Below are 25,683 nucleotides of genomic sequence, written 5' to 3'. Positions count from 1 at the left end.
TCAGGCTGCTTTTTTCAGGCTGTCTTCATGCTCTGCCATGAGCTGCCTGGCCACTTGCATGCCCGACACGAGTCCGTCTTCGTGGAAACCATAGCCGGTCCAGGCGCCACAGTACCAGGTGCGGTGTTGACCCTGTATTTTTTTCAATATTTTCTGGGCATAAATGGCGGCCATATCAAAAACGGGATGATCGTATTCATATTCGCCAATAATGGTTGCCGGGTCGATCGGCTTGACCGGGTTCAGTGACACAATAACCGGTTGGCTGAAAGGCAGGGGTTGTAAACGGTTGATCAGGTAATGCAGGCAGATACGGGAGGAAGAAGCGTCTGTGTTTGCGCTTCTTTCATAATTCCATGAAGCCCAGGCACGCTTGTTGTCGGGCAAGACAGCGGTGTCGGTGTGCAAAATGGCATGGTTTGTCTGGTACTGGATGGCCCCCAGTATGTCCCGTTCCCTTGGCGTGGCCTGTTCCAGCAAGGCCAGGGCCTGATCGGAGTGGGTGGCCATAATCACATGGTCGAAATGCTCCAGACCGTTTGCAGTCAGGATCTGCACGCTGTTTTGGTTGCGCCTGATCTGTAGAACGGGTGTATTCAGGCGTTTGTCGGCAATACTTGCGGTGATTTTCTCAACATACTGGCGTGAGCCGTTGTTGACCGTCAGCCATTGTGGCCGGTCGGTAACCTGGACAAGGCCGTGGTTGTGGCAGAAGCGAATCATGGTTGCCACAGGAAACTGCAGCATTTGCTGAGTGGGGCAGCTCCAGATGCAACCCAGCATGGGCAACAGGTACCATTCCCTGAATGTCTGGCCAAATTTGTGCTGCGCCAGAAAATCTTCCAGGGTTTGTGTTAACAGTTTTTTATCATCCAGGTTGTTCGCCAGCTTTGTGCATAAGGTATTGAAACGCAGAATATCCTTGAGCATGAGCCAGAAACGGGGGCGCAGAAAGTTGCTTCTTTGTGAAAAAACCGTATTCAGGTTGCTGCCGCTCCACTCCAGATTGCGCTGCCTGAAGGCATTCGGCACCTGTACTGAAAATGACATATCAGAGCTGGCTGTGGATACATTCAGGCTTTTGAAAAGACGGATCAATTCGGGATAGGTTTTTTGATTGAACACCAGGAAACCGGTATCTATGCCATGGCTGATATTTCCTGTCGGGGTTGGCAGGGTTACATTGACGGTATTGGCATGTCCGCCAAAATAGCTGTTGGCCTCAAATAAAGTAATGTTGGCGCTGCTGCCAAGCGTATGGGCAGCGGCCAGGCCGCTAATTCCGGAACCGATAATGGCAACTTTCATAATTAAAACCTTGATGCAGAAAAAATACGACTTCTAAATGGCATCTAAAAAACGATGAATTTTTATAATTGTATAACCAAAATATTATTTTGTATAATACAATTTAAATAAAAATGTTTTTGTATATGTGTATTATGTTTTTTTAGGGCCAGCTTAAAATTCACTATTGTTTTTATTGCCTCGAGTGGTGAAAATGGCGGCAGAGCATGCCTGTCCCATTAATGCAGCAAAGTGTGCACAGCAAGCCAGGCACTTTTTCAAATGACCGTTTTTTCTTTTTTGTAGATTTGTAATGAACCAAACCACCAATACGATTCTTCCTGCCGTGAACTACTCAATATCCGATATTGAACGTGACACGGGGCTAAGCAAAATGACCTTGCGCATGTGGGAGCATCGTTACGGGTTCCCGGATCCACAAAGGGATGCACAGGGCAATCGCAGCTATCTTCAGTCTGATCTTGATAAATTGCTGGTTATCAAACGTTTGCTGGTGGCGGGTTACCGGCCTTCAAAGGTGGCCCGCTTATCGCTGGATGAATTGCACGCCTTAAGCAAGACGGTCCAAGAATCAGGATCCGGGCGTCATTCAGGAAAAACAAAAAACGGACAGACCCTGGATAGAGAATGGATACAGTGGCTGAAAGACAATCAGTCAGAACGATTTCGTCGCGCTGTACAGCAACAACTGGTTAAATATGGCCTGGCTGCAACCATAGAAAATATTATTTCCCCATTGGCCCGGGAGGTGGGTACTGCCTGGATGCAGGGTGAGCTTTCCGTATTTCAGGAGCATCTTTTTACGGAAACCATCCAGGGGATTTTAAGAGACGCCATGACGGCTATCGACATCAAATTGCCCGGTGAAATCCGTACTCCGCGTGTGTTGTTAACGACTTTGCCGCAAGAAAAACACACGTTGGGTTTGCTTATGGCCGAATGCTTTTTTGCCCTTGAAAATTGTGAGTGCCTGTCCCTGGGGGCGGATACCCCCTTGTCGGAAATTCTGGCGGCGGCCGGGGAATTGAATGCAGATATTGTGGCCATTGGTGTCAGTACCCATGCACCGGTTCAGGAGGTGATCCAGAACCTGAAGCAATTGCGCCAGAATCTGCCTGTCGGCACAGAGCTATGGATGGGTGGGAATGCGGCTTTATTCAATTCAAAACGGTTGCCGGCAAATACCGTCTTTTTTCGTAAAGCCCAGGATATTATCGAGGCCTTGGCCGCCTGGCGTGCCAAGCGGGAGGCAATTTGATGCTCAAGGATGATACAAAAGAATCTCTGGCTGAGTCCGCGCCCATGACAGCGGCCCTGGTCTGGTTTCGCCGTGACTTGCGCTGTGAGGATCATGCCGCGCTTTACCATGCCTTGCGGACTGCGCGCAAAGTGTATTGTGTTTTTATTTTTGATACCGATATCCTGGATGCCCTGCCTGGCCGTAAAGACCGCCGGGTTGAATTTATTCATCAAAGCGTTCTGGCTCTTGATGCCGGCTTGCATGCCTTGTCCTTGCATGCCGGCGGGCAGGGCAGTGGGCTGATTGTCAGGTATGGGGCGGCCCGGGATTGCATTCCCGAATTGGCCCGGCAGCTGGGCGTGCAGAAAGTATTCACCAATCGCGATTATGAACCGGTGGCCATCGCGCGTGACCAAAGGGTGGCGGCCAGTCTTGATGTCATGGGTATCGGGTTTGCCGATTTCAAGGATCAGGTGGTTTTTGAAACCCATGAGGTTCTGACCCAGGCGGGTAAGCCATACAGTGTTTTCACCCCATACAAGAATGCCTGGCTGAAGAAAGTGGATGATTTCCAGCTTAAAGCCTATCCGGTTGAAAAATATGCCGCCCGGCTGGCCAGCAAACCACGAGGGGAAAGTATCCCTTCATTGGAACAGATGGGTTTTGAGTCTGGCACCTGGGAATCATTGCCTATGCCGGCAGGCAGCAGCGGTGCGCAAACCCTGTTTGAAGACTTCACCACCCGGATGGCGCGCTATAAAGAGGCGCGTGACTTTCCGGCGGTCAAGGGGGTGTCGTACCTGTCGGTACATATCCGTTTTGGTACGGTGTCTGTGCGCAAGCTGGCCCGTTTTGCCCTGCAACAAAACAATGACGGCGCGGCAACCTGGCTGTCCGAGCTGATCTGGCGAGAGTTCTATCAGGCCATTCTGTATCATTTTCCACATGTCGTGAACCGGTCTTTCCAGCGCGCCTGCGACCGCATCGTGTGGGATAGTAATCCCGGGTATTTTGCGGCCTGGTGTGAAGGCAGAACAGGTTATCCGATTGTGGATGCCGCCATGCGCCAGCTGAACCAGACCGGTTACATGCATAACCGGCTGCGCATGATCACCGCTTCATTTTTGTGCAAGGATCTGGGTATTGACTGGCGTGAAGGTGAAAAATATTTTGCCGATAAACTGAATGATTATGACCTGGCCTCGAATAATGGCGGCTGGCAATGGGCCGCTTCTACCGGGTGTGATGCCCAGCCCTGGTTTCGCATCTTTAATCCGGTGACTCAGTCAAGAAAATTTGATCCCGAAGGTAAATTCATCCGGCGTTATGTGCCCGAGCTGAAGCAGGTGCCTGATAAGGCCATTCATGAGCCCTGGCTGATGGCAGGCGTGTACTTGCCACCTATTGTGGATCATGCCCAGGCACGAGAACGCACACTGTTGCGATACGGGGTGCTGAAAGCGGGCGATTAATCGGTAAACATGGGGCAGATGCCTATAATTTGACCCTTACCGGTTTTCAGGTTGAAGTAAAATTTGCTCATTTTCCGGTTGGTGATGGTTTCTCTCTTGCCGTTGTAAAAGGTGGTTTAAATGAAGAAGATTTATCTGGCCGGGCCCGATGTATTCCGGCACGATGCCGTTGAATATGGCCAGCAGCTTAAGGCCCTTTGTGAGTCATTCGGTTTTGCGGGCTTGTATCCGCTGGATAATCATGCCCCGGCGGGGCTGGATAAGCCGTTGCTGGCGCACTGGATTTACCAGTCCAATATCGGGCTGATCCGCCAGGCAGATGCCGTCATGGCCAATGTCAATGCTTTTCGGGGGCATGAGCCCGATTCGGGCACGGTGTTTGAAGTGGGGTTCGCCATTGCCTTGGGCAAGCCGGTTTGGGTGTATACCCATGATGGCCGGTCGCTGGTGGAGCAGGTTTCGCTTGGCCATGAACAGGGGCGTGATATTGATGCACACGGTTTTACGGTTGAGGATTTTGGCCTGAACCTGAATCTGATGATTGCCTGCAGCACCAGGGTGGTGGTGGGCGATGCCCGGGATTGCCTTGAAAAAATGGTGGCCGAACTGACCTGATGCTGTTGATGTTAATGGGGTCCCCGGCGCATAAGGCCGGGTTTTGGGCAATGACTGGCGTTAAGCCGGATCAGCCGGTTTCTTTTTTGCAGTCGCCTTTTTGACGGTTTTTTTCTTTTCAGGCAGGGCCAGCATGGTGCCGCGGCAGTTTTCCGCGCCACACAGGCATTGGTATTGCTTTTTCAGTTTGGCGGTCAGTTTATCGTCAATGACCAGGCCATAATCGTAAAACAGTTCTTCGCCTGCTTTGATATCCCTTTTGGCAAATACATACACCCGTTTTCCGTGGCGTCCTTCCTGGGTTTCACAGTTGGGGTCGCAGCTGTGGTTGATCCAGCGGGCATCGTTGCCACGCTGGCCACCATCAATGATTTTTCCTGAACTTAAGGAAAAGAAAAAGGTATGGAACGGATCATCGGGATTGACCGGAAACATGGCATCGGCCTGTTCGGGCGTAATGCGTTTGCCGGTGTATTCGATGATTTTGGTACCGGCAGGAATATCCCGCAGGGCAAACACCCCGTTGCCATGCAGCGAGGATTTGCGTACTTCATGCCACGGGGCACCGTTCACCTGTTTTTCCGGTTTAGCCATTTTTGGGTACACCGAAGCAGTGGTTCAGGGTGGGGAATGAGCCATCACGGACCTGGCTGGCATAGGCTTCGACACCCTGGCGGATGGTTGCCTGCACGTCAGAAAACTGCCGTGCAAATTTCGGAATACGTGAACCGCTTAAATTGAAGATGTCTTCGGCCACCAGAACCTGGCCATCACATTCAGGCGAGGCGCCAATGCCAATGGTGGGGATTTTTACGTTTTGCGTAATGCGGCGGGCCAGCGGTTCGGCAGTGCCTTCAATTACGATTCCCCATGCGCCGGCCTGCTCCTGGGCAATCGCGTCATTGAAAATGCGGTTGGCGGCCTCTTCGCTTAAGCCCTGTGCCTTGAAACCGCCCATGGTGTTGACATACTGTGGCATTAAGCCAATATGGGCCAGTACGGGAATGCCACGGTCAACCAGGAAACGGGTGGTCTCGGCCAGGTATTCACCGCCTTCAAACTTCACGGCATCGGCACCACTGACTGACAGCATTTTGGCGGCATTGCGAAAAGCCTGTTCGGGAGATTCCTGGTAACTGCCAAAAGGCATGTCCACCACAATGCAGGCGCGCCGGGTGGAACTGACCACCGCCTTGGCATGGGCGGCAAGCTGGTCTACAGTAATGGAGAGCGTGTCATCCATGTTGTAGCCCACCATGGCGGTTGAGTCGCCAATCAGGATCATGTCCATGTATTCGTCCAGAATACGGGCAAAAGGTGCAATATAGGAGGTCAGGGAGACAATTTTTTTCTGGCCCTTGTAAGCCATCAGCTGAGGAACAGTGATGCGTTTGATGTCAGCGTGAACACTCATTTCAAGATTCCTTGAAGGTAAAAACGGCAGGAAGAATGCGGATAGTTTAACGTGTATTACGCGCGAGTTCGGACAGGGAAGAATAAAATATTGATATTATCGAAGGATCCTTAATTTGTGTGTAAATTATCATGACTTCCTTACCTTTACAGAATACTGCCATGAGCGGTGCCCAAGTGTTGCTGGAAACGCTGATTGCCAACGGCGTAGATACGATTTTTGGCTATCCGGGCGGCGCCGTGCTGCCGCTGTATGATGCCCTGTACGCGGAACCGCGCATCCGTCACGTTCTGGTTCGTCATGAACAGGCGGCCATGCATGCGGCCGAAGGTTATGCCCGTTCCACCGGTCGAACCGGTGTGGTGCTGGTAACCTCCGGGCCCGGCATGGCCAATACCACTTCCGGCCTGCTCGATGCCATGTGTGATTCGATTCCGGTGCTGTGCATCAGCGGCCAGGTAGCCACCGGTGCGATTGGTACCGATGCGTTCCAGGAATGTGATGCCGTGGGCATTTCCCGTCCGGTGACCAAATGGAATGCGCAAATCAAGCGGGTTGAAGACGTGGCCGGCCTGGTCGCCAAGGCCTATAACCTGACGGCCTCCGGTCGTCCTGGCCCGGTACTGATTGATTTTCCCAAGGATATCCAGATGGCCACGGCCCCGGAATCTGATGCCGATGCAAATGGTGAGGTACCGGTCAGTGCGGTGTCACAGGTCGCCCCATCGGTATTGCAGGCGGCCACCAAACGGGCGGCAGCCTTAATCGTGAATGCCCGGCGGCCAGTGTTTTATGGCGGCGGCGGCCTGATCAATTCCGGCCCCGATGCCTGCGAAGTATTCAGCAACATGGTTAATTATCTGGGGGCACCCTGCACCCTGACGCTCATGGGCCTGGGCGCTTTCCCCGGCACCGATAAACAATTTCTGGGTATGTTGGGCATGCATGGCACCCTTGAAGCCAACCTGGCCATGCACCATGCCGACCTGATAATTTGCGTGGGCGCGCGTTTTGATGACCGTATTACCGGTCGCCTGTCCGATTTTTGCCCGCATGCCACCAAAATTCACCTGGATATCGACCCTGCTTCCATTGACAAGGTCGTGCGTGCCGATGTGGCGCTGGTGGGCGATTGCTATCCTTTGCTGAAGGGGTTGTTTACCGAGATCAAGGCACTGGAACGCGACAATACCCAGCTGGATGACTGGTGGACACGTATTGGCAAGTGGCGTGAAAAAGACTGCCTGGGTTTTACGCCGTCCGAGACTCATATTTTGCCGCAACACTTGCTAAGCACGGTGAATGCCTTAATTGAAAACCGTGACGCCATTGTCAGTACCGACGTGGGACAGCACCAGATGTGGGCGGCCCAATACCTGAAATTCAACCAGCCCAACCGCTGGCTGACCTCGGGTGGGGCCGGTACCATGGGTTATGGCGTCCCGGCTGCCATAGGTGCGCAAGTTGGCAATCCCGATTCGCTGGTGGTATGTATCAGTGGGGATGCCTCGGTCCTTATGAATATCCAGGAGCTGGCCACTGCCACCCAGCACCGTACCCCGGTCAAGGTTATTTTGTGCAATAACCAGCACATGGGCATGGTACGACAGTGGCAGGAACTGATTCATGACGGGCGTTACAGCCATAGTTACAATGATTCCATCCCCGACTTTGTGGCGCTGGCCCGGGCATTTGGCTGGGAGGCCGCAACTGTGTCGGATCCCAATGAGCTGGAAGCGGCCCTGCAAGAATGTCTGGATTCCGAAGGCCCCTATTTCCTGGATGTGCGGGTTCAGGCACTGGAAAACTGTTTCCCCATGATGCCGGCCGGTTATGGCCACCAGCAGGTCATGCTGTCTGAAGATAACTGGTATGTGGAGGAATAATTCATTTCTTGTTTCTTGTTACCACGCGGGAGCGTGGGAACGAGAAATAAGTTGAATGGGTGTCCAACTTTTTGGGTTCAGTTCAGTATTCCATGGGTGACATAATTACTAATCTCGTTGCTTAAGGCAGAATGTGATAGGCTTGACGGGTGATGAATACCTTTTAACCTGTAGGGAGTTTTGTATGAAAACCAAAGCAGCGGTTACTTTTGGTCTTGGTCAACCTTTTGAAATTCATGAAATTGACGTAGCCCCCGTTAAAGCCGATGAAATTCGTCTCAAAATGGTTGCTTCGGGGGTGTGCCACACAGACGCCGTAGCGCGTGACCTGGAAGGCGTTTTCCCGTTACCGGGTATTTTGGGGCACGAAGGGTCTGGCATTGTCGAAGAGGTGGGGGCTGATGTCAGCACAGTGCAGGTGGGTGATCATGTCGTACTTAGCTTTGCCAGTTGCCGTCATTGTGATCACTGCCTAAGCGGTCATCCAACCGTATGTAGTGAATTCAATCCATTGAATTTTGGTGGTGTCCTGGCTGGCGGGCAGACACCTTATTCTTTAAATGATCAGCCGCTTTCCATTTTTTTTGGCCAGTCATCATTTAGTCAAACCGTGATTACCAAGGCAGATAATGCCGTGGTGGTTGATAAAGACGTGGATTTGGCACTTTTAGGACCTTTGGGTTGTGGCCTTCAAACGGGTGCCGGTACAGTCTTGAACCGTTTGCGTCCCAAAGCCAGTGAAGGCATTGTGGTGTTTGGTACAGGGGCCGTGGGCCTTAGCGCCATTATGGCCGCCCGTGTCATTGGCTGCTACCCTATTATTGCAGTAGATGTTCATGAGCATCGTCTTGAACTGGCCAAAGAACTGGGGGCCACCCACGTGATTAATGGCAGCACCACAGATACGGTGGCAGCGGTACACCGTATTTCAGGTATTGGTGTGCCTTATGCCGTTGAAACCACGGGTGTGGCTGCGGTTGTCAAACAGTCTCTGGCGGCGCTTAAGCCCTTGGGTGTAGTGGCTATTGTCGGTTTTACCGGCGAGGTCAGTTTAAACATTCAAAATGAGCTCATGGCCGAGGGAAAATCCATGATTGGCGTGATTGAGGGCGACAGCATCCCCAAGATTTTTATTCCGCAATTGATTGCTTTGTATAAGCAGGGTAAGTTTCCTTTTGACCGTTTGGTACAGTTTTATGAACTGGATCAAATTAATCAGGCGTTCGCGGATTCGGCCAGTGGGGCTGTGATCAAGCCCGTTCTGCGGTTGAATGGTTAATGGATGCCATCGCCCGGGTTGCCAAATAACATTAACTTTTTTTCTGCTTCAAAACAGTCTGCGCTTGCGTAACCTGTTGCTGAAAACGGGGCAGATCCACCTTGATGATTTCCCAAAGATCCATGGCTTCCAGGTCCAGGATTTCCGGATTTTTTTCGCCATCTGGTAATTGATCAAAGCGGGCCATTGCCTGGAAAGGGATTTGCGGGTTGGCCTTGGCATACAGCTCGTAAAACTGGCAAAGTGCACGGCAGGACTGGGCGATGTTGGCCAGTTCGTGCAGGCTTGAATCCTGGGCCGGGATATTGGACAGGAAGTTGATTTCACTGATATTGCCGGTGTGGGTTTGAAGGCGTTTGATGGCTTCCAGGATTTGAGCTAAATAGTGTTGCAGGGGCTGCCGGTTGGGGTTCATTGCGCGGATCTTGTTTTCATACAAGTATGAATTTTAAGCCGTGATTAAAAAATCAATTTGATCCAGATTAACAAGTCCTTGGATTCTGTGTTCAATTTCTTGTTAAAACAGGCAATAACCGTCTGGTTCACACGCGGAGCATGGGAACTAGAAACCACGCGGGATCTCTCGTCCCCATGCTCCTGCGTGGGGATGCATATGGATGAAACAATAGGCAGATGCCGAGGCTCGTACACGTTACCACGCGGGAGCGTGGGAACGAGAAACAGGCAATAACTCTCTAGTTACCACGCGGGAGCGTGGGAACTAGAACGCCTTGCCCAAGGCAACATCAGCTAGTACGCAAACCGGTCGGCAAGCGCCTCAAGGTGACATTCTTTCAGGATTTGCAACTGGCGCTCACGGGCGCTTTTTTTGAAGCCACCGGTTTTTTTCGCAATGATCAACTCGTTTTTCATGGAGTGTTCCCAGCCCACCAGTTCGGTCACGGTCAGTTGGTAGCCACGGGCTTCCAGTTGGAGGCAACGCAGGACATTGGTAAGCTGGCTGCCGAACTCACGGGTATGAATCGGGTGTCGCCACAGTTCCGACAAGGGGGTTTTACCCAGCGTGCTGCCCTTGTTGCTGCGCAGGGCAGCAGCCACTTCGGCCTGGCAACAGGGCACCAGCACAATATATTGGGCATCCCGGTTCAGGGCAAAGCGGATGGCGTCATCAGTGGCGGTATTGCAGGCATGTAACGCCGTCACGATATCGATTTTTTCGGGCAGTTGCGTTGAAGACATGGATTCCTCTACGGTCATGGCCAGAAATGACATGCCTTCAAAACCCAGCCGATGTGCCAGGGCTTCTGATCTGGTAACCAGGTCGGCACGGGTTTCAATGCCGTACACATGTGCGCCAGGTTTGTCTTTCAGGAACAGGTCATACAAAATGAAACCCAGGTAAGATTTGCCCGCCCCATGATCAACCAGGCTCAGGCTGTCTTTCTGTTTAAGTACATCCGCCATTAACGGTTCAATGAACTGGTACAGGTGATACACCTGTTTAAGCTTGCGACGCGTGTCCTGGTTGATTTTTCCGTCACGGGTCAGGATATGGAGCTCTTTAAGCAATTCAATCGATTGCTGGGGCTTTATTTCGGGTATCAGGCTCATTGCTTATACGGTCATTGAAAAAATACGGGTACCGGGCTGCTCGCGCAGCATGCGCAGGTCAAAGGCCATGCAAATGTTGCGTGAAAACGTGCGGCCCTCTTCGGTAATATCAATCCCGTTGGGCAAAATCCTGATCAGGCCGTCGGCTTCCATTTCGCGCAGGCGTTCAATGACCTGGGGCAGTTCCGGAAATTGTTGTTCCGGCGTGTCCCAGCGGGTGGCCTGCAGGCACATCAGGTTTAGAATATGCCGGCGGATAACCAGGTCTTCCTGATCCAGGAGATGGCCATGGTAAAGGGGCAATTCGTTCTTTTCCAGACGCGCATAATAGTCTTCAACCACTTTTTCGTTCTGGGCAAAGGCATACCAGGAGTCGCTAATGGCTGAAACGCCCAGGCCAATCATGAGCTGGGTGGACGAAGAGGTATAGCCCATGAAGTTGCGATGCAGTTTTTTATTCAACATGGACTGGTAAAGCTCGTCGGTGGGCAGGGAAAAGTGATCCATGCCAATCTCGACATAACCCAGCTCTTCCAGCAGCTTCTTGCCGTTTTCATACAGGGCGCGTTTTTCTTCGCCGCTGGGCAAGTCATTTTCATCAAAACCGCGCTGGCCAACCCCCTTGAGCCAGGGTACATGGGCGTAAGAATAAAACGCAAGGCGATCGGGTTTCAGGGAAATGGTGCGCTTGATGGTGGCTTCCATGGATTTCCAGGTCTGGAACGGCAGGCCGAAAATCAGGTCATGGCTAATGCTGTGGTAGCCGATTTTGCGTGAGGCATCGGTCACATTGAAGACGTTTTCGTAGGGCTGGATCCGGTGGATGGCTTTTTGCACGACCGGATCGTAATCCTGGACCCCGAAACTGACACGCCTGAAACCCAGTTCATACAGGGTTTCCAGGTGTTCACGACGGGTATTGTTGGGATGGCCCTCAAAACTGAATTCGTGATCGGGCGCAATCTCGGAGGTATCAAAAATCGCCCGCAGCAAACGGGTCAGGTTTTCGGTGCTGAAAAAAGTGGGCGTGCCGCCACCCAGGTGGATTTCCCGGATCCGGGGCTTGCTGCCCAACAGTTCCAGGTACATGTTCCATTCCTTGATCACGGCATCAATGTAGGGGCCTTCAACGGCATGCTTTTTGGTAATGCGTTTATGGCAGGCGCAAAAAGTACACAGGCTTTCACAGAAAGGCAGGTGAATGTACAGGCTGATACCCTCGGAAGCATTGGATTCATTGAAACTGCGAATCAGGGTTTCTTTATATGAATCCACCGTAAAACAGGCCTCGTCCCAGTAAGGAACGGTTGGGTAGCTGGTATAGCGGGGGCCTGGGATATTGTACTTTTGGATAAAATTGCTCATGCGCTTCAATGCCGGTTACGCCCTGCAGAAGAGGCCTGCAGGGCTTGGTCAGGAACGGGATCAGAAAGCCGGGTCGTCGTCATCCGGGATGTCTGAAGCCAGCTTCCTTGTTGTTGATTTTACCGCTGTTTTGGTGGCGGCCTTTTTGGCGGCTGTCTTTGTTGCCTTTTTGGCAGCAGTCTTGGTGGCTGTTTTGCTGGCGGTTTTCGTGGCTTTTTTGGCCGCGGCTTTTTTGGCAGTTGGCTTATCAGCGGCATCAGCCGTTGTTTTGGCTGCCTTTTTAGCTGCTGTTTTTGATGCCGCCTTGGCCGGACGAGGTTCAAATTCGAAGCCGATTTTACCGTTTTCCTGCAAGGTTAAAAAGGCCTTGAACTTACGATTGGTACGATTGGAAACAAATCCGTCCAGTAAATCGGTTTTTCCCGATTCCAGTAATTTTGTCATTTGCAGGCCAGGGATTTCCTGCTGCAAAATCACTTTACCCGACTTGAAGTCGCAGCTTTTTTCCTGTGCCACCGATTTTTCACAGACGTAGTTCATGCCATTGTCAAACACACCGGCACCGCATTTGGGGCACTTGCCCAGTGCCGTCTGGCCCGTGAAATCAACGGGCTCGGCATCGTCCTCATTGTTCTGGCCGAAATCAAACTCCAGCTTGTTTTCATCGGTAATGCGCAAAATGGCGGAAAACGGCCGGCCCATTTTACTGATGAAGCCGCTAAGCGGGCCTAGCGTTTTCTTTTCAAGCAACTCTTCGACTTCGGGAATTTCAAACGTGCGTCCGCCCGGATGCTTGGTAATGGAAAAATCACACTGGGTGCAGGCGTAGCGGCGATAGTTTTCCTTGACCACCGAACCGCATTGCGGGCAGGGGGTTTGCAGGGTTGCGTAATCACCGGGAATGGTGGCCTGTTCATATTCTTTGGCGCGTTTGACGATTACCTGGGTGGTTTGGGCAATATCACGCATGAAAGCGGCGCGGTCAAGCTTGCCCTGTTCCATTTGCTTGAGCTTGTGTTCCCATTCGCCAGTCAGTTCGGGGGAAGTCAGCTCTTTGACATTCAGGCCCGTTAGCAGTGTCATCAGCTGGCGGGCTTTGGCTGAAGGTACCAGTTCGCGGCCTTCGCGACGCAGGTAATGTTCATTCAGCAAGCCTTCGATAATGGTTGCCCGCGTGGCAGGTGTGCCCAGGCCGCGTTCGGACATGGCTTCGCGCAACTCGTCATCGTCCACCAATTTACCGGCGCCTTCCATGGCGCTTAGCAGGGTGGCTTCGGTATAGCGTGCGGGGGGCTTGGTTTGCAGTGCCTTGGGCGCAATATCTTCGGTGCGAACCGACTCGCTGTCTGCCACCGGTATCAGGTTTGCATCGTCACCCTGGCTTTCCTTGCCGTAAATTTCCAGCCAGCCCGGCTTGACCAGAACCTTGCCCTCGGTTTTGAAGCGGTGTTGCGACACTTCGGTAATCCGGGTGGTAATGCGGTATTCGGCAGGCGGGAAGAACACCGCCATGAAGCGCTTGGTGACCAAATCGTAAATCTTGGCTTCGGCCTCGCTTAATTCCTTGGGTACCTGCAGGGTTGGGATAATCGCAAAGTGATCGGATACCTTTTTGTTATCGAAAATCCGGCGGTTGGGTTTGACCCAGCCATTGGCCAGGATTTTTCCGGCAAATTCCTTATGGCCACGGTTAAGGTGAGAGTCACTGGCCGAAAGGGTGTCAAACGTTTGCCTGACCGTACCCAGGTAATCTTCGGGCAGGTAGCGCGAGTCGGTACGCGGGTAAGTCAGGGCCTTATGACGTTCGTACAGGGTTTGTGCCAGGGCCAGGGTGGTTTTGGCGGTAAAGCCGAATTTGGAGTTGGCTTCGCGTTGCAATGATGTCAGGTCAAAAAGGGCCGGTGACATCTGGGTGGACGGCTTGGATTCTTCGGTCACCGTGCCGTTTTTACCGCGGCAGGCCGCTACAACCGATTGCGCACTGGCCAAAGACCATAAACGGCTGTCTTTTTTCTCGGGGTCGTGCTCGTCTTTTTTGAAGCTGGGGTCAAACCAGCGGCCTTCGTACAGGCCGGCTGCCGCCACAAACGTGGCATGCACTTCCCAGTAGTCGCGTGACTGGAAGGCACGGATTTTTTCCTCGCGCTCGCACACAATGGCCAGCGTGGGGGTTTGCACCCGCCCGATCGGAGTCTTGAAAAAGCCGCCTTCCTTGCTGTTGAAGGCGGTCATGGCCCGGGTACCGTTGATACCTATCAGCCAGTCGGCTTCCGCACGGGAGCGCGCAGCCGCTTCAAGGGGTTTCATGGCGTCATCGTCACGCAGGTTCTCAAACGCTTCAACAATGGCGGTTTTTGTCATGGACTGCAGCCACAGGCGCTTGATGGGTTTTTTAACCCCTGAATACTGCACAATGTAGCGGAAAATCAGTTCACCTTCACGTCCGGCGTCACAGGCATTGATAATGGCAGTGACATCTTTGCGCTTCAGCAGTTTCACCAATAGTTTGAGGCGCTCGGTTGATTTTTTATCGGAGGGCTTCAGATCAAATTCTTTGGCCGGAATGGCAGGTAAATGGGCGAACGACCACTTGCCCCGGACAACATCGTCAGGATTGGTCAGCGTTAGTAAATGCCCCACGCTTGAGGAAAGGACGTATTCGTCACTTTCAAAATAATCACCTTCGCGGGAGAACCCGCCCAAGGCCCTTGAAATATCAAGCGCCACCGATGGTTTTTCGGCAATAATCAGTGTCTTAGTCATATGCTTCCGAGTATTCAAACCGAGGACTTTGGGAGTATCTTATAAAATATCGCGTTACGATACTGCCTGTTTGACCAAAATGGTGAAACCCGATCCGGTTTTAATAAGTGTATGGCGTGGATAATACGAGAGGAAAAACAGTTCATGCAAGTGCAAGATGACAATTTGAAATTTTTATTTTTAAATAAATGGCAGGGATTCCTGGTTTTTTTGTCTCTCGTGGCGGGTGTTTCGTTTGCCTCAAGTGGCGTCGTTACATGGGTTGCGGCAAATTGGGACTACTTTTCAAGCTTGCAGAAACTGTATGGAATCCAGCTTCTGTTTATTCTTGCCTGCCTGACCGCTTTTTTGGCTTATTGGCGTTATACCCGAAAAACCGGGCAGGCAAAAGCTGGGCTGGGCAGCCAGGGAGCCTTGTTTCTGGCTGCAGTCATTACCGGTGCCCTGCTGGCACTGATTGGCCAGGTTTATCAAACCGGAGCAGACCCCTGGACCCTGTTTGCCATCTGGGGCGCCCTGCTGCTGCCTTTTTTGCTGGCAGCACCCAATGCGGTCATTGCCCTGCTGTGGTGCGCGGTTATCAACCTGGCCTGGCAATTGTACATGGACGATTTTTTATCCATGATGAGTCGTCAGCATTATTACCAGGCGCTGGCTTTTGGCGGATTTAATCTTTTATTACTGGTGCTGGCCGAAAGCAATCTTATGCGTTTGGGTGACCGCTTCAGGCTGGTACCACGGTTTTTGAGCTTCTTTTGCCTGTGGCCTTTGCTGGGTTTTGATGATGGTGGCATGTACGGCAATCCTGAAACCCGTGTGACAGACGTGTTGGTATGGGTGGTGCCCGTATTGGTATTTGTGGCGGGTTTCATGTATTACAGCCGCAAGCGGGTGGATTATTTCATGCTGGCCAACCTGGTCGGGTTTCTGTCTGCCGTGGTATTGGTCCGCTCCCTGAGTTTTTTCAGTTTTTGGCGGATGTCTGAATTGTCTCTCTTCATCATCGCCAGCCTGGTGCTGTTAACGGCAGGCCTGGGGGCCGCAGCCATTAATCGTCTGTATCGCAGAAACAATCCCGACCGTGCTCACAAGAGCCTTTGGCCGGTCCACCTGCTGATGGTTTGTGTGGTCATGGTGGTTTCCCTGTTGTTTGTCCTGTTTCTGGCCATGATGAACGTGTCGTTCCTGGGCAGCGGTATTCTGCTGCTGCTGATTGCCGGCGTGATCTGCTTTTCAGGCAAAGACCGCTCTCAGGAAGGCCTGGTATCCGGTTCGCTGGCGCTGATAGGCCTTGGCATGATGGCGGCCTCGCTGTTGGAAATCCATGATGATTTCTTCAACCCCGAGGTGCGGGCAGTGTTGCGCCTGCACGCCGGTGCCATTGCCGCGGTCAGCATGGCGGTTTACGTTCTGTTCAGACAGGGGTGGGTTCGCTTCCTGTCCGCCGCGCAGGCGATTGGACTGATGTTGCTGGTGCTGTATACCTTTATGTGGGTTGATGACAGTTATGGGGCGGCCGAAGCCGCCTTTTTCACACTGTCCTTGCATTCGGTTCCCTGGCTGGCGCTGGCTTCGGTGGTGCTGTTCGTGGGTGCGCATCAGTATGGGCGTGACGGCCTGCGCCCGCTGGCCTGGGCGCTTGCCGTGACCACTTTGGTGCTTACGGTGTTGAATACCCTGGAAGCCAGCTGGGAACCGGGCTTGGGACAGGTTTTGGGGCCGCTTGACATGTTCAGGGCTGTCCTGGCGGGGCTAAGCCCCTTGAAAACGGGTAATTGGGGCAATATTGTATTCCAGTTCCTGCCAGCGGCCCTGGTGCTTTGGGGCACGCGCCGGCAGGAAGGGGCAGGCCGGTTTTCATGGCTGGCCGCCGCCTTGGTGTTTGTCTTGTGCCTGTACTGGGGCAATGGCAATGGGGTGGTATATGGGCTGATACTGGTGCTGCTGGCCTACCAGTGCCGTGACCGGGTCCTTGGGGGTACAGGTGCGATTGCCATGATTGGCTTCCTTTGGATGTTTTATTACCAAATGGAGTTAAGCCTGCTGCAAAAAGCCTTCCTGCTGTTGGGCACCGGGCTGGTGCTGCTGACAGTAACCGTTGCCTGCCGCCATTGGCTGCGCAAGGGGCAAGATCGGCACGCCTTGGCAACAGCCCAGGCGCCAGAGGCACTGCACGCTTCTGAAGCACCCGCCAAGGCACGCGGCTTGCTACCGCTCATGACGGCTTTGGGAGTGGTGTCGGTCTTAACCGTTGCCAACTGGGGCATCTGGACCCATGAAGCCATTTTGCAAACCGGACAGCGCGTGGTGCTGGCGCTGGCACCAGTTGATCCGCGCTCACTGATGCAGGGTGACTATATGTCACTGAATTTTGAACTGGTGGATCATTTGCGCACGGCAGTACAGGCGACACAATCCGCCAATAAGGATGCAAACGGTCAAAAAATAATGCAAGGCTACGCTATTTTGTCTATTGATGACAAGGGGGTGGCATCGCTTGCCGGTGTTTCCCAATCTTATCCCAGCATGATTCTGGCTGATGGTAAAACAGTCATCATGCGTTACAAAGCCGGCCCCTTCGGAACCGTATCCCTAGCCTCACATGAGTACTTTTTCCCCGAGGGGCAAGGCCCGCATTTCGCACGGGCCAAATATGGCGAGTTCCGGGTTCGCAAAGACGGCAAGGCCCTGCTTAGCGGTCTGCTGGATGAAAACCTGAACCGCTTGTAGGTGTTATCAACCCATGTCGCTAGCATTATTCAATGCATGCCAGGTATTTGCAGCAGATGTGGTTTTTTTGGGGGTGATTGGATAACGTAATTTGCAGGGTATTTCCATGATTTAGCTGCCTGATTAATCATCAGGCAGTTTTTTTATACAAATTTTTGATTAAATATGCTTGTATTCAAATGTATTCATTAGTATATTAAAAAAGGAGTTATAGATTACCATTAGAGGAGAACGTTAATAATGAAATTTATTCATTCCTGTTTAATTGCAGCGGTTGCTATTTTGCCCGTGACCGCACAGGCAGATTATCCCGAACAACCTATACGGCTCATCGTGCCGCATCCCGCAGGCGGCTCGTCGGACATCCTGGCCCGCACTATGGCGGCAGCCATGTCAAAAGATTTGGGGCAGTCCATCGTGGTTGAAAACAAGGGCGGGGGAAACGGTGCCATCGCAGCGCAGTCTGTTGCCCTGGCGAAGCCGGATGGCTACACCTTATTGCTGGCAACAGCCAGTACGCATGGCATTAATCCAACGCTTTACAATAAGCTGAGCTACGATGCCATTAAAGATTTTGCACCCGTTACCTTATTCGCGACCGTTCCCAATGTACTGGTCGTGGGTCCCGCACATAAAAATATGACGGGTACCCGGGAATTGATTGACTATATCAAGTCGAATCCGGGGAAAGCCAATATGGGTTCAGCGGGAAGCGGGACACCGGGCCATTTGGCGGGCGTGATGCTTCAGGATGCCCGTGAACTGGATATGGTTCATGTGCCGTTCCGGGGTGGTGCGCCAGCAATCAGTGCCTTGATTGGTGATCAGATTGACTTCATGTTTACGACTATTCCCGGCGCATTGCCGCATATCAAGGCGGGTTCCATTAAAGGCCTGGCCGTAACATCCAGTGAGCGCTCCCAGGCTTTACCTGAACTGCCAACGGTTGCTGAAGCAGCCATCCCCGGTTTCAATGCGGTTTCCTGGCATGGGCTGGTGGCGCCTGCCGGCACACCAGCGGCTGTGGTTGAAAAACTGTACGCAGCGGCTTCCAAGGCATTGATGAGTGAAGAAGTTGGATCCAAATTGGCACAGGAAGGTGCACGTGCCGCACAAATGACCTCAGATCAGTTTGGCGGGTTTATTCAATCCCAAATTGAAAGCTGGGGAAATGCGGTCAGATCATCGGGTGCGCAAGTTGACTGATTAAGCCTGGTTCAGCAGGAAACGGCTTAGCCGGACTTTATATGCTTCACTAATGTGTTGGCTGGCTATTTCCTGGGCTTTTTCGGGGTTGCGTTGTTCAAGCGCCTCAATCAGTTGTGCATGCTCTTCATAAGAGGTGGATGGGCGGCCGCTTTCTGCCAGGGTGCTTTTTCCCAGCAACAACATTGCATTTTGAAGAACCTGAAGGGTTTTCAGCAGGAAGCGGTTATGGGCGCATTGATAAAGCGTTTGGTGAAACAGTCGATTGTTTTTGGCCAGAAAGGCAGGGTCATCGCTGGTTTTGTCCTGTTCGATGATCTGTTTTAAAACAGCTATTTCCACATCTGTGGCGTGACGGGCGGCCAGCGCAGCTGCCGTGCTTTCCAGCACACGCCGCATTTCATAAAGTTCACCCACCATGCTCTGGTCAAGTTCGGTAATGATCAGGCCGCGTTTGGGGTCGTTAACAACAAGGCCTTCAGAGACCAGCTGGTTAAGTGCTTCCCTGATGGGGGTGCGGCTCAGGCCAATTTCAGCAGCCAGCTCGGCTTCACGAAGACGTGTGCCTGGTGGCATCGTGCCGTTTTCCAGTGATTGAATAATGTAGTTGTAAGCCTGGTCACCCAAAGAGACGCCCCGATCACTGGCTTCAGGGACATTGCTGTCATGATTGACCGGTTGTGGGCCAGGTTTTGCTTTACGAGCCATTACAAATTTTTCCATAGATTAAAACGTGACAAACCAATTATACCAAACGCCAGTCGAATTAAATTATTTTGAACAATAATAATTTTTTGTGTACAATAGAATACAAATGTATTATTAATAGAGAGGAAGCCTTGAAAGATACATTATCATGTGATGTTCTGGTGGTTGGCGGTGGTAATGCTGCGCTGTGTGCCGCATTGTCGGCGCGTGAGCAAAAGGCGTCTGTCATTCTGATAGAAAGTGCCCCACGGGAATGGCGTGGCGGAAACAGCAGCCATACCCGCAACTTGCGTTGTATGCATGACGCGCCAACCGATGTCTTAACCGATGCTTATACCGAAGATGAATATTTTCAGGATGTGTTTCGGGTAACAGGGGGGGAAACGAATGAGGAAATGGCGCGTTATGTCATTCGTGAAACCGCATCCTGCACTGACTGGATGAAAGCGCATGGCGTGCGTTTTCAGCCATCCCTGGGTGGTACGTTGCACTTGGGACGAACCAATGCATTTTTTCTGGGCGGTGGCAAAGCCCTGGTCAATGCTTATTTCAAGGCAGCAGAAAAAGCGGGTGTGCAAATCCTTTACGAAACGCAAGCCCACACCCTGAATTTTTCCAACGGAGAATGTGAAAGTGTCGAGGCTGTCTGCAAGGGCAGAAAAATCAGGATAAATGCACGTTCTGTAGTGATCGCCTCTGGTGGGTTTGAATCGAACCGGGAGTGGCTGGAAGAGGCATGGGGCCCCAGTGCGCGTAACTTTATCATACGTGGCACCCGCTTTAACGAAGGGGTCATGCTACGCGAGCTGATGCGTAATAACGCCTGCATTATTGGTGATCCTACCCAGGGACATGCGGTTGCCATTGACGCCCGTTCCCCACGCTATGATGGTGGCATCGTGACCCGGGTCGATTGTGTCTCCCTGGGTATCGTGGTGAACAAAGAAGGAAGGCGTTTTTACGATGAGGGCGAGGACTTCTGGCCCAAACGTTATGCCATCTGGGGACGTCTGGTGGCCGGGCAACCCGATCAGATCGCCTATTGCATTATTGACTCAAAGGCAATCGGTCACTTCATGCCGTCGGTTTTCAAATCTATTGTGGCTGATACGATTCCAGCCTTGGCAGAAAAACTGGGGCTTCCCGTGGATACCGTCCAAGAGACGGTTGCACAGTTCAATGCCGCTGTAGTGGCCGGCAACTTTGATCACAATAAGCTTGATGATTGCCATACACAGGGCTTGCAGCCGAATAAAAGTCATTGGGCCCGCAAAATAGATCAGGGTCCGTTTTATGCCTATCCACTGGCGACGGGTATTACCTTTACCTACATGGGGGTCAAGGTTACCCGTGAGGCCAGGGTTGTCATGCAAGATGAAGTGGTGTCGAAAAATGTATTTGCTGCCGGAGAAATCATGGCAGGAAATATTTTAAGTAAAGGTTATGTTGCCGGATTTGGTATGGCAATTGGTACGGTATTTGGCAGGATTGCCGGCAAGGAGGCAGCAAAGCATGCAACAGCTTGAAAAATTGATTGAAGATGCCCGTCATTCTGTGGGTATTTGTAATTCATGTCGTTATTGTGAAGGATTCTGTGCCGTGTTCCCTGCTATGGAGCAACGGCTGGATTTTACCAAGGGCGATATAAATTATCTGGCCAATTTATGTCATAACTGTAGCGAATGTTACTACGCCTGCCAGTATGCGCCACCGCATGAATTTAATGTGAATTTGCCGGTACAACTGGCTGCGGTGCGTCAAACGACCTATCAAAGTTATGCCTGGCCGCGTGGCATTGCGCGTGGTTTTGAAAAAAGCGGTTTATTGAGCAGCCTGTTTTTTATGTTGGCCCTTATTGTTCTTTTAGGTGTGGCAACCTTGTTTTCAAATGGCCTTTCTTCTGCGCCAGCCGGAGATTTCTACGCTATTTTCCCGCATGGTGTATTGGTAACGGTGTTTGGTTTGGCAGCCCTTTGGGTAGTGACGGCGCTGATAATGGGTTTTCGGGCTTTCCTGAAAGATACGGGTGAAAAGCCGGGTGAGCTGTTATCGTGGAAAAACGTCAAAGAGGGGATGGCCGATGCATTCAGCCTGAAATACTTGCATGGCAATGTGAAAACCGGATGTACTTACCCGGATGATGAAATTTCTCCGTGGCGTCGACGTTTCCATCACTTCACTTTTTATGGGTTCATGCTGTGTTTTGCCGCAACCGTGTCTGGTACGATTTTTCACTATGTGTTTGGCTGGCAGGCACCGTACAATTTTTTCAGTTTGCCCAAACTCACAGGAACCATTGGCGGCATTAGCCTGGCAATTGGTACAGCGGGACAGTTTTGGCTCAAACGCAAAGCGGACCCGGCCATTGTGAATATCAGGCAGATGGGCATGGATTACGCGTTCATTGCACAATTGTTCCTGGCTGCGGTTACCGGTCTTGCGCTGATGGTTTTCAGGGAAACACCGGCACTGGCGACTTTGCTGGTGATTCATTTGGCCGTTATTCTGTCTTTGTTCATAACCATGCCTTTTGGCAAGTTTGTGCATGGTTTGTACAGGCTGGGCGCATTGATTAAATACGCCAAAGAAAAACCTTTGCATTAAAGCGTAGGGTGCACCGGCAGCAGCCCAAAGCGCCGGTGCCACACCGGCACGGCCTGTTGCCAGAATTGCGTTACGTTGCCCGCTGGCAAGGGGTCAAACCCCAGAGCCAGCCAGGCTTTACCCAGGCTGGTCAGCGGGTTTTGTATATCAATCGCGGTGGCATGGTTCTGTTTGGACAGTTTGCGTCCGTTTTCATCCAGAACCAGGGGAACATGCATCATGCGGGGAGTGGGATAACCCAGCATGCGGGCAATGCAATGCTGGCGGGCGGTTGAGCTTAGCAGGTCATTGCCCCGCACAATGTCGGTCACACCCTGGTCATGATCATCAATGACCACCACCAGCTGGTAGGCAAACAGGCCATCGGCACGTTTAACAATAATGTCCCCCACTTCATTGACAACATCCTGGCTTTGTTCTCCCTGCCAGCGGTCCACAAAACGGACGATGCCTTCGGGCATGACAAGGCGCCAGGCCCGGGCAGGGCGGTTGCCGGCAATACCATGGCGACAGGTGCCGGCATAAGGGCGTTCGCCATGCAGACCGAGCCTGCCATTTTCAATGGCGTTACTGACAATTTCCTTGCGGGTGCAGGCGCAGCCGTAGATAAGCCCGCGCTCTTTCAGTTGATTGAATACTTCCTGATAACGGTTCAGGCGTGATGACTGCCAGATGACCGGGCCGTCCCAGTGCATGCCAAGGGCCTGCAATTGTTGCATGATGGTGTGATCGGCCCCGGCCACCACACGCGGGGTATCAATGTCTTCAATACGCAGCAGCCACTGGCCGTGGTGGGCACGGGCATCAAGATAGCTGGCCATGGCGGCCACCAGCGAGCCGTCGTGTAACGGTCCGCTGGGGCTGGGCGCAAAACGGCCAATGTAATTAGTGCAGGAGTTTGGCTCCGTCATCGGTGAGCAGCTCTTCCAGAACCAGGTGATCCACTTCGGCTTCCTGGCTCCAGAGCACCATTAAGGTAATGATTTTAAAATGCTCAAGAGACACCGGGGCATCGGGGGTGGCCATGGCGCGGTCGATTACGATTTCACGCAGTGCGGGTGTGATGGCACCGGAGTTTTCCAGAAAACAGAGAAAACCGATGGCTTCAGGACCCAGATGCAGTTGTTCAAAATTTGCATAAACACGTGTGCTGGTGGCAGACATGTCCGACAACTCACCGCTTTGTTCAGTGGTTTCGGCAAGACCATACAGCCAGCCAATGGCATCGCTAATGTCTTCATGTTCGAAGCCAGCGGCCACTAAACGCTTGGTGAGCACGTCGGTAGACGGGCAAGCATCGGGTGTATAGTAGTTTTCAAAGAGATAAACCAGGACATCGAACATAGTGGTAACTTCCGAAAAAGGTTTATTCAAAGGCAGGCTTCATGATAACTGAAAAAGGCAAAAAGGATCGCTAAATATAAAGGCGAGTGCACTTTTGGGAAGCGATCGTTGTTTCAGCAGGATACGGGTGTGTAACTTTGCCCACAGAATCGGTTTTAATCGCACAGTCACGGGGATTTTGACTAAAATGCGGTGTCTGTTTTGTTTAGTTTAGTTCATTGCCCCTGAAAGGAATTGTCATGGCATTTAATCCTGCTGACGTAAAGTCGTTAATGGAAATCACCTCCCGTCCCGAACTGATCTTTGTCAAAGGGGAAGGTTCCTGGCTAGAGGACCAGGAGGGCCGACGATACCTTGATATCATGCAGGGTTGGGCCGTTAACTGTCTGGGTCATTGTCCGCCCGAGGTGGTGCAGGCCATAGAACACCAGGCCAAAGTGCTGATCAATCCGTCGCCCGGGTTTTACAACCAGCCATCCATTGACCTGGCCAATCGCCTTACCAGCGCTTCCTGCTTTGATCGCGTGTTCTTTGCCAACAGCGGTGCCGAAGCCAACGAGGGTGCCATCAAGCTGGCCCGTAAATGGGGGCAAATCCATCGCAATGGCGCTTACAAAATCATTACCTTTGACCACAGTTTTCATGGCCGTACCCTGGCCACCATGTCTGCTTCGGGCAAGGCCGGCTGGGACAAAAAGTTTGCGCCCCAGGTTGACGGCTTTCCAAAAGCCATCATGAACTATCTGGATTCGGTACGTGAGCTTATTGATGACCAGACCGTTGCCGTCATGCTGGAACCGGTGCAGGGTGAAGGCGGGGTGATTCCTGCCGATATGCAGTTCATGCGGGAACTGCGTGCCTTAACCCGTGAAAAAGGCATTTTGCTGATTGTGGATGAAGTGCAAACCGGCATGGGCCGTTGCGGTACCATGTTTGCCTACCAGCACTATGGCATCGAGCCCGATATCATGACCCTGGGCAAGGGCATCGGTGGTGGCGTGCCATTATCTGCCCTGCTGTGCCGTGAAGAAGTGGCATGCTTTGAGCACGGCGACCAGGGTGGCACTTACAACGGTAACCCACTCATGACCGCAGCGGGTGTGGCCGTGTTTGATGTGCTGAATGCACCGGGCTTTATGGAAAGCATTAATGAGCGTGCCCAATACCTGTCTGATGGCCTGAACAAGCTGTCTGCCAAATGGGGCATGAAAGGTGAGCGCGGCCTGGGTCTTTTACGTGCCCTGATGCTGGATCGTGAAGATGGCAATGCGATTGTTGAGGCCGCCCGTACTCGTGCACCTGAAGGCCTGTTGCTGAATGCACCACGAACCAATTTGTTGCGCTTCATGCCCGCCCTTAACATTAGCAAGGAAGAAATCGATTTGATGTTAAGCTGGCTGGATGAGTTAATTGCGCAAGTGCGCCAATAAGCCAATAGGAAAGCACTGTTTATGAGTATGAGTAATGAAATTGATGAGTTGAAAGCACTGGTGGTAGAGCTTTCCGATAACCTGAATCAATGCATGGCTCAACAGGCCGCTTTGCAGCATGGCCTGTATGCGCTCATGGTAAACGTGACCGACAGGCAGGCCGTTGCCAATGCGCTTACGATTTGTGCCGAAAACTTTATGACGCATAGTCTGGAAGCCGAGCTGCCGGTAGAAATGCTGGAAACCTACCAGGATGAAATAGCCGAGTTGCTGGACAGCCTGGAAGAATAATCGGGTGCCTTAATGCAGCAGGCCAATAAAGTGTTCTTTGGCCTGCAAAGTCAGTTTTTTCAGCAGGCGTTCAGCCTGTTCCTGGCTAACCCCTTCATTCTTAACGTTTTCAATGAAAACCAGCAATGAGGATTGAACCAGTTTCATGCCACCCGCCTGGTCGGGCTCAAACTGGAGGCCTGAAACATGCTCAAGAGTACCGTTGCTGTGACGGCGCCAGCCATTTGGGGCAAATTTGGGCAGTGATGTCATGGGTGTATGTTCATATAAATGCTAAAGTGTCAGTGTAGCGGTTTTTGTGGAAGGTGTAGGGTTCATTTGCACGATAGGCCATTCAAATGATAAAATCCCAAGCTTAACTAACAATAATAACAAGCCGCTTTAGCTCAGTCGGTAGAGCAGTTCATTCGTAATGAAAAGGTCGCCAGTTCGATTCCGGCAAGCGGCACCAATAAA

22 protein-coding genes and 1 tRNA gene are annotated in these 25,683 nt (G+C 52.0%); 12 read left to right on the top strand and 11 right to left on the bottom strand.

Going from position 1 to position 25,683, the window contains the following annotated elements:
* Positions 1–1,308: an NAD(P)/FAD-dependent oxidoreductase gene (locus tag IE074_RS04380; RefSeq protein ID WP_189384229.1), complete on the bottom strand. Its 1,308-nt coding sequence runs from the start codon at positions 1,306–1,308 to the stop codon at positions 1–3.
* Between the two features lie 292 nt (positions 1,309–1,600).
* Here IE074_RS04380 and IE074_RS04375 point away from each other — a divergent pair, with 292 nt between their 5' ends.
* The 3 genes from IE074_RS04375 (at position 1,601) to IE074_RS04365 (ending at position 4,635) form a co-directional block, all read left to right on the top strand.
* The gene (locus IE074_RS04375; protein ID WP_189384228.1) at positions 1,601–2,566 is read left to right on the top strand and encodes a MerR family transcriptional regulator; all 966 of its coding nucleotides are present in this window, start codon (positions 1,601–1,603) and stop codon (positions 2,564–2,566) included.
* Positions 2,566–4,020, top strand: coding sequence for a cryptochrome/photolyase family protein (locus IE074_RS04370; protein ID WP_229793880.1), 1,455 nt, complete (start codon positions 2,566–2,568; stop codon positions 4,018–4,020). The genes IE074_RS04375 and IE074_RS04370 overlap by 1 nt, the downstream gene beginning before the upstream one ends.
* A 120-nt stretch (positions 4,021–4,140) precedes the next feature.
* Complete coding sequence (locus tag IE074_RS04365; RefSeq protein WP_189384227.1) at positions 4,141–4,635, top strand: nucleoside 2-deoxyribosyltransferase; 495 nt, start codon at positions 4,141–4,143, stop codon at positions 4,633–4,635.
* Between the two features lie 60 nt (positions 4,636–4,695).
* Here the strand turns inward: IE074_RS04365 and IE074_RS04360 are convergent, their stop codons facing one another.
* The gene (locus tag IE074_RS04360) at positions 4,696–5,229 is read right to left on the bottom strand and encodes an SET domain-containing protein (protein ID WP_189384226.1); all 534 of its coding nucleotides are present in this window, start codon (positions 5,227–5,229) and stop codon (positions 4,696–4,698) included.
* On the bottom strand, positions 5,222–6,049 hold the full coding sequence (gene panB, locus IE074_RS04355) for a 3-methyl-2-oxobutanoate hydroxymethyltransferase (RefSeq protein WP_189384225.1): 828 nt from the start codon (positions 6,047–6,049) through the stop codon (positions 5,222–5,224). The genes IE074_RS04360 and panB overlap by 8 nt, the downstream gene beginning before the upstream one ends.
* 131 nt (positions 6,050–6,180) lie before the next feature.
* On the opposite strand from panB, the gene ilvB reads away from it, so the two are divergent.
* Together ilvB and IE074_RS04345 are read left to right on the top strand one after the other, a co-directional pair.
* Positions 6,181–7,935 (top strand): biosynthetic-type acetolactate synthase large subunit, encoded by a 1,755-nt coding sequence (ilvB, locus tag IE074_RS04350; protein ID WP_189384224.1) that lies wholly within the window; start codon positions 6,181–6,183, stop codon positions 7,933–7,935.
* A gap of 184 nt (positions 7,936–8,119) precedes the next feature.
* Positions 8,120–9,214 carry an NAD(P)-dependent alcohol dehydrogenase gene (locus IE074_RS04345; protein WP_189384223.1) on the top strand — a complete coding sequence of 365 codons (1,095 nt, stop codon included), beginning with the start codon at positions 8,120–8,122 and terminating at the stop codon, positions 9,212–9,214.
* 31 nt (positions 9,215–9,245) lie between these two features.
* On the opposite strand, the gene IE074_RS04340 is transcribed toward IE074_RS04345, so the two are convergent.
* From IE074_RS04340 to IE074_RS04325, 4 genes are all read right to left on the bottom strand, one after another.
* A complete protein-coding gene (locus IE074_RS04340) occupies positions 9,246–9,629 on the bottom strand; it encodes a ribonuclease HepT family protein (protein ID WP_189384222.1) in 384 nt (127 codons plus the stop codon).
* A 335-nt stretch (positions 9,630–9,964) separates the two neighbouring features.
* Entirely contained in the window at positions 9,965–10,786 is an 822-nt protein-coding gene (locus tag IE074_RS04335; RefSeq protein WP_189384221.1) for a class I SAM-dependent methyltransferase, read from the bottom strand.
* 3 nt (positions 10,787–10,789) lie between these two features.
* A complete protein-coding gene (gene hemN / locus IE074_RS04330; RefSeq protein WP_189384220.1) occupies positions 10,790–12,151 on the bottom strand; it encodes an oxygen-independent coproporphyrinogen III oxidase in 1,362 nt (453 codons plus the stop codon).
* Between the two features lie 60 nt (positions 12,152–12,211).
* Positions 12,212–14,914 (bottom strand): DNA topoisomerase III, encoded by a 2,703-nt coding sequence (locus IE074_RS04325; RefSeq protein WP_189384219.1) that lies wholly within the window; start codon positions 14,912–14,914, stop codon positions 12,212–12,214.
* A gap of 144 nt (positions 14,915–15,058) precedes the next feature.
* Between IE074_RS04325 and IE074_RS04320 the strand changes: the two genes are divergently transcribed.
* Both IE074_RS04320 and IE074_RS04315 read left to right on the top strand, forming a co-directional pair.
* Positions 15,059–17,644 (top strand): GDYXXLXY domain-containing protein, encoded by a 2,586-nt coding sequence (locus IE074_RS04320; protein ID WP_189384218.1) that lies wholly within the window; start codon positions 15,059–15,061, stop codon positions 17,642–17,644.
* A 240-nt stretch (positions 17,645–17,884) separates the two neighbouring features.
* Positions 17,885–18,850, top strand: a complete 966-nt coding sequence (locus tag IE074_RS04315; protein ID WP_189384217.1) for a Bug family tripartite tricarboxylate transporter substrate binding protein — start codon at positions 17,885–17,887, stop codon at positions 18,848–18,850.
* Here IE074_RS04315 and IE074_RS04310 read toward each other — a convergent pair whose 3' ends face one another.
* Positions 18,851–19,558, bottom strand: coding sequence for a GntR family transcriptional regulator (locus tag IE074_RS04310; protein ID WP_189384216.1), 708 nt, complete (start codon positions 19,556–19,558; stop codon positions 18,851–18,853). It lies immediately after the preceding gene.
* Between the two features lie 131 nt (positions 19,559–19,689).
* On the opposite strand from IE074_RS04310, the gene tcuA reads away from it, so the two are divergent.
* Together tcuA and tcuB are read left to right on the top strand one after the other, a co-directional pair.
* Positions 19,690–21,084: an FAD-dependent tricarballylate dehydrogenase TcuA gene (gene tcuA / locus IE074_RS04305; protein ID WP_189384215.1), complete on the top strand. Its 1,395-nt coding sequence runs from the start codon at positions 19,690–19,692 to the stop codon at positions 21,082–21,084.
* Entirely contained in the window at positions 21,071–22,162 is a 1,092-nt protein-coding gene (gene tcuB, locus IE074_RS04300; protein ID WP_169292975.1) for a tricarballylate utilization 4Fe-4S protein TcuB, read from the top strand. Before tcuA ends, tcuB begins: the two co-directional genes overlap by 14 nt.
* Here the strand turns inward: tcuB and gluQRS are convergent.
* Together gluQRS and IE074_RS04290 are read right to left on the bottom strand one after the other, a co-directional pair.
* Positions 22,159–23,073 carry a tRNA glutamyl-Q(34) synthetase GluQRS gene (gene gluQRS, locus IE074_RS04295; protein WP_189384214.1) on the bottom strand — a complete coding sequence of 305 codons (915 nt, stop codon included), beginning with the start codon at positions 23,071–23,073 and terminating at the stop codon, positions 22,159–22,161. The genes tcuB and gluQRS overlap by 4 nt on opposite strands.
* Positions 23,048–23,506, bottom strand: coding sequence for a Smg family protein (locus tag IE074_RS04290; protein ID WP_189384346.1), 459 nt, complete (start codon positions 23,504–23,506; stop codon positions 23,048–23,050). The genes gluQRS and IE074_RS04290 overlap by 26 nt, the downstream gene beginning before the upstream one ends.
* Positions 23,507–23,745: 239 nt before the next feature.
* Here IE074_RS04290 and IE074_RS04285 point away from each other — a divergent pair, with 239 nt between their 5' ends.
* Positions 23,746–24,936 carry an acetylornithine transaminase gene (locus tag IE074_RS04285; protein ID WP_189384213.1) on the top strand — a complete coding sequence of 397 codons (1,191 nt, stop codon included), beginning with the start codon at positions 23,746–23,748 and terminating at the stop codon, positions 24,934–24,936.
* A 21-nt stretch (positions 24,937–24,957) separates the two neighbouring features.
* On the top strand, positions 24,958–25,227 hold the full coding sequence (locus tag IE074_RS04280) for a hypothetical protein (RefSeq protein ID WP_189384212.1): 270 nt from the start codon (positions 24,958–24,960) through the stop codon (positions 25,225–25,227).
* Between the two features lie 9 nt (positions 25,228–25,236).
* Here the strand turns inward: IE074_RS04280 and IE074_RS04275 are convergent, their stop codons facing one another.
* Positions 25,237–25,479 (bottom strand): hypothetical protein, encoded by a 243-nt coding sequence (locus IE074_RS04275; RefSeq protein WP_189384211.1) that lies wholly within the window; start codon positions 25,477–25,479, stop codon positions 25,237–25,239.
* Positions 25,480–25,602: 123 nt separating this feature from the next.
* Here IE074_RS04275 and IE074_RS04270 point away from each other — a divergent pair.
* Positions 25,603–25,678: transfer RNA gene (locus IE074_RS04270), tRNA-Thr, on the top strand.
* Positions 25,679–25,683 lie beyond the last annotated feature (5 nt).

Origin of the sequence: Advenella faeciporci (genome assembly GCF_014652395.1) — a bacterium.
Classification (GTDB): Bacteria; Pseudomonadota; Gammaproteobacteria; order Burkholderiales; family Burkholderiaceae_B; genus Advenella; species Advenella faeciporci.
This window is presented reverse-complemented; position numbering and strand designations above follow the sequence as displayed.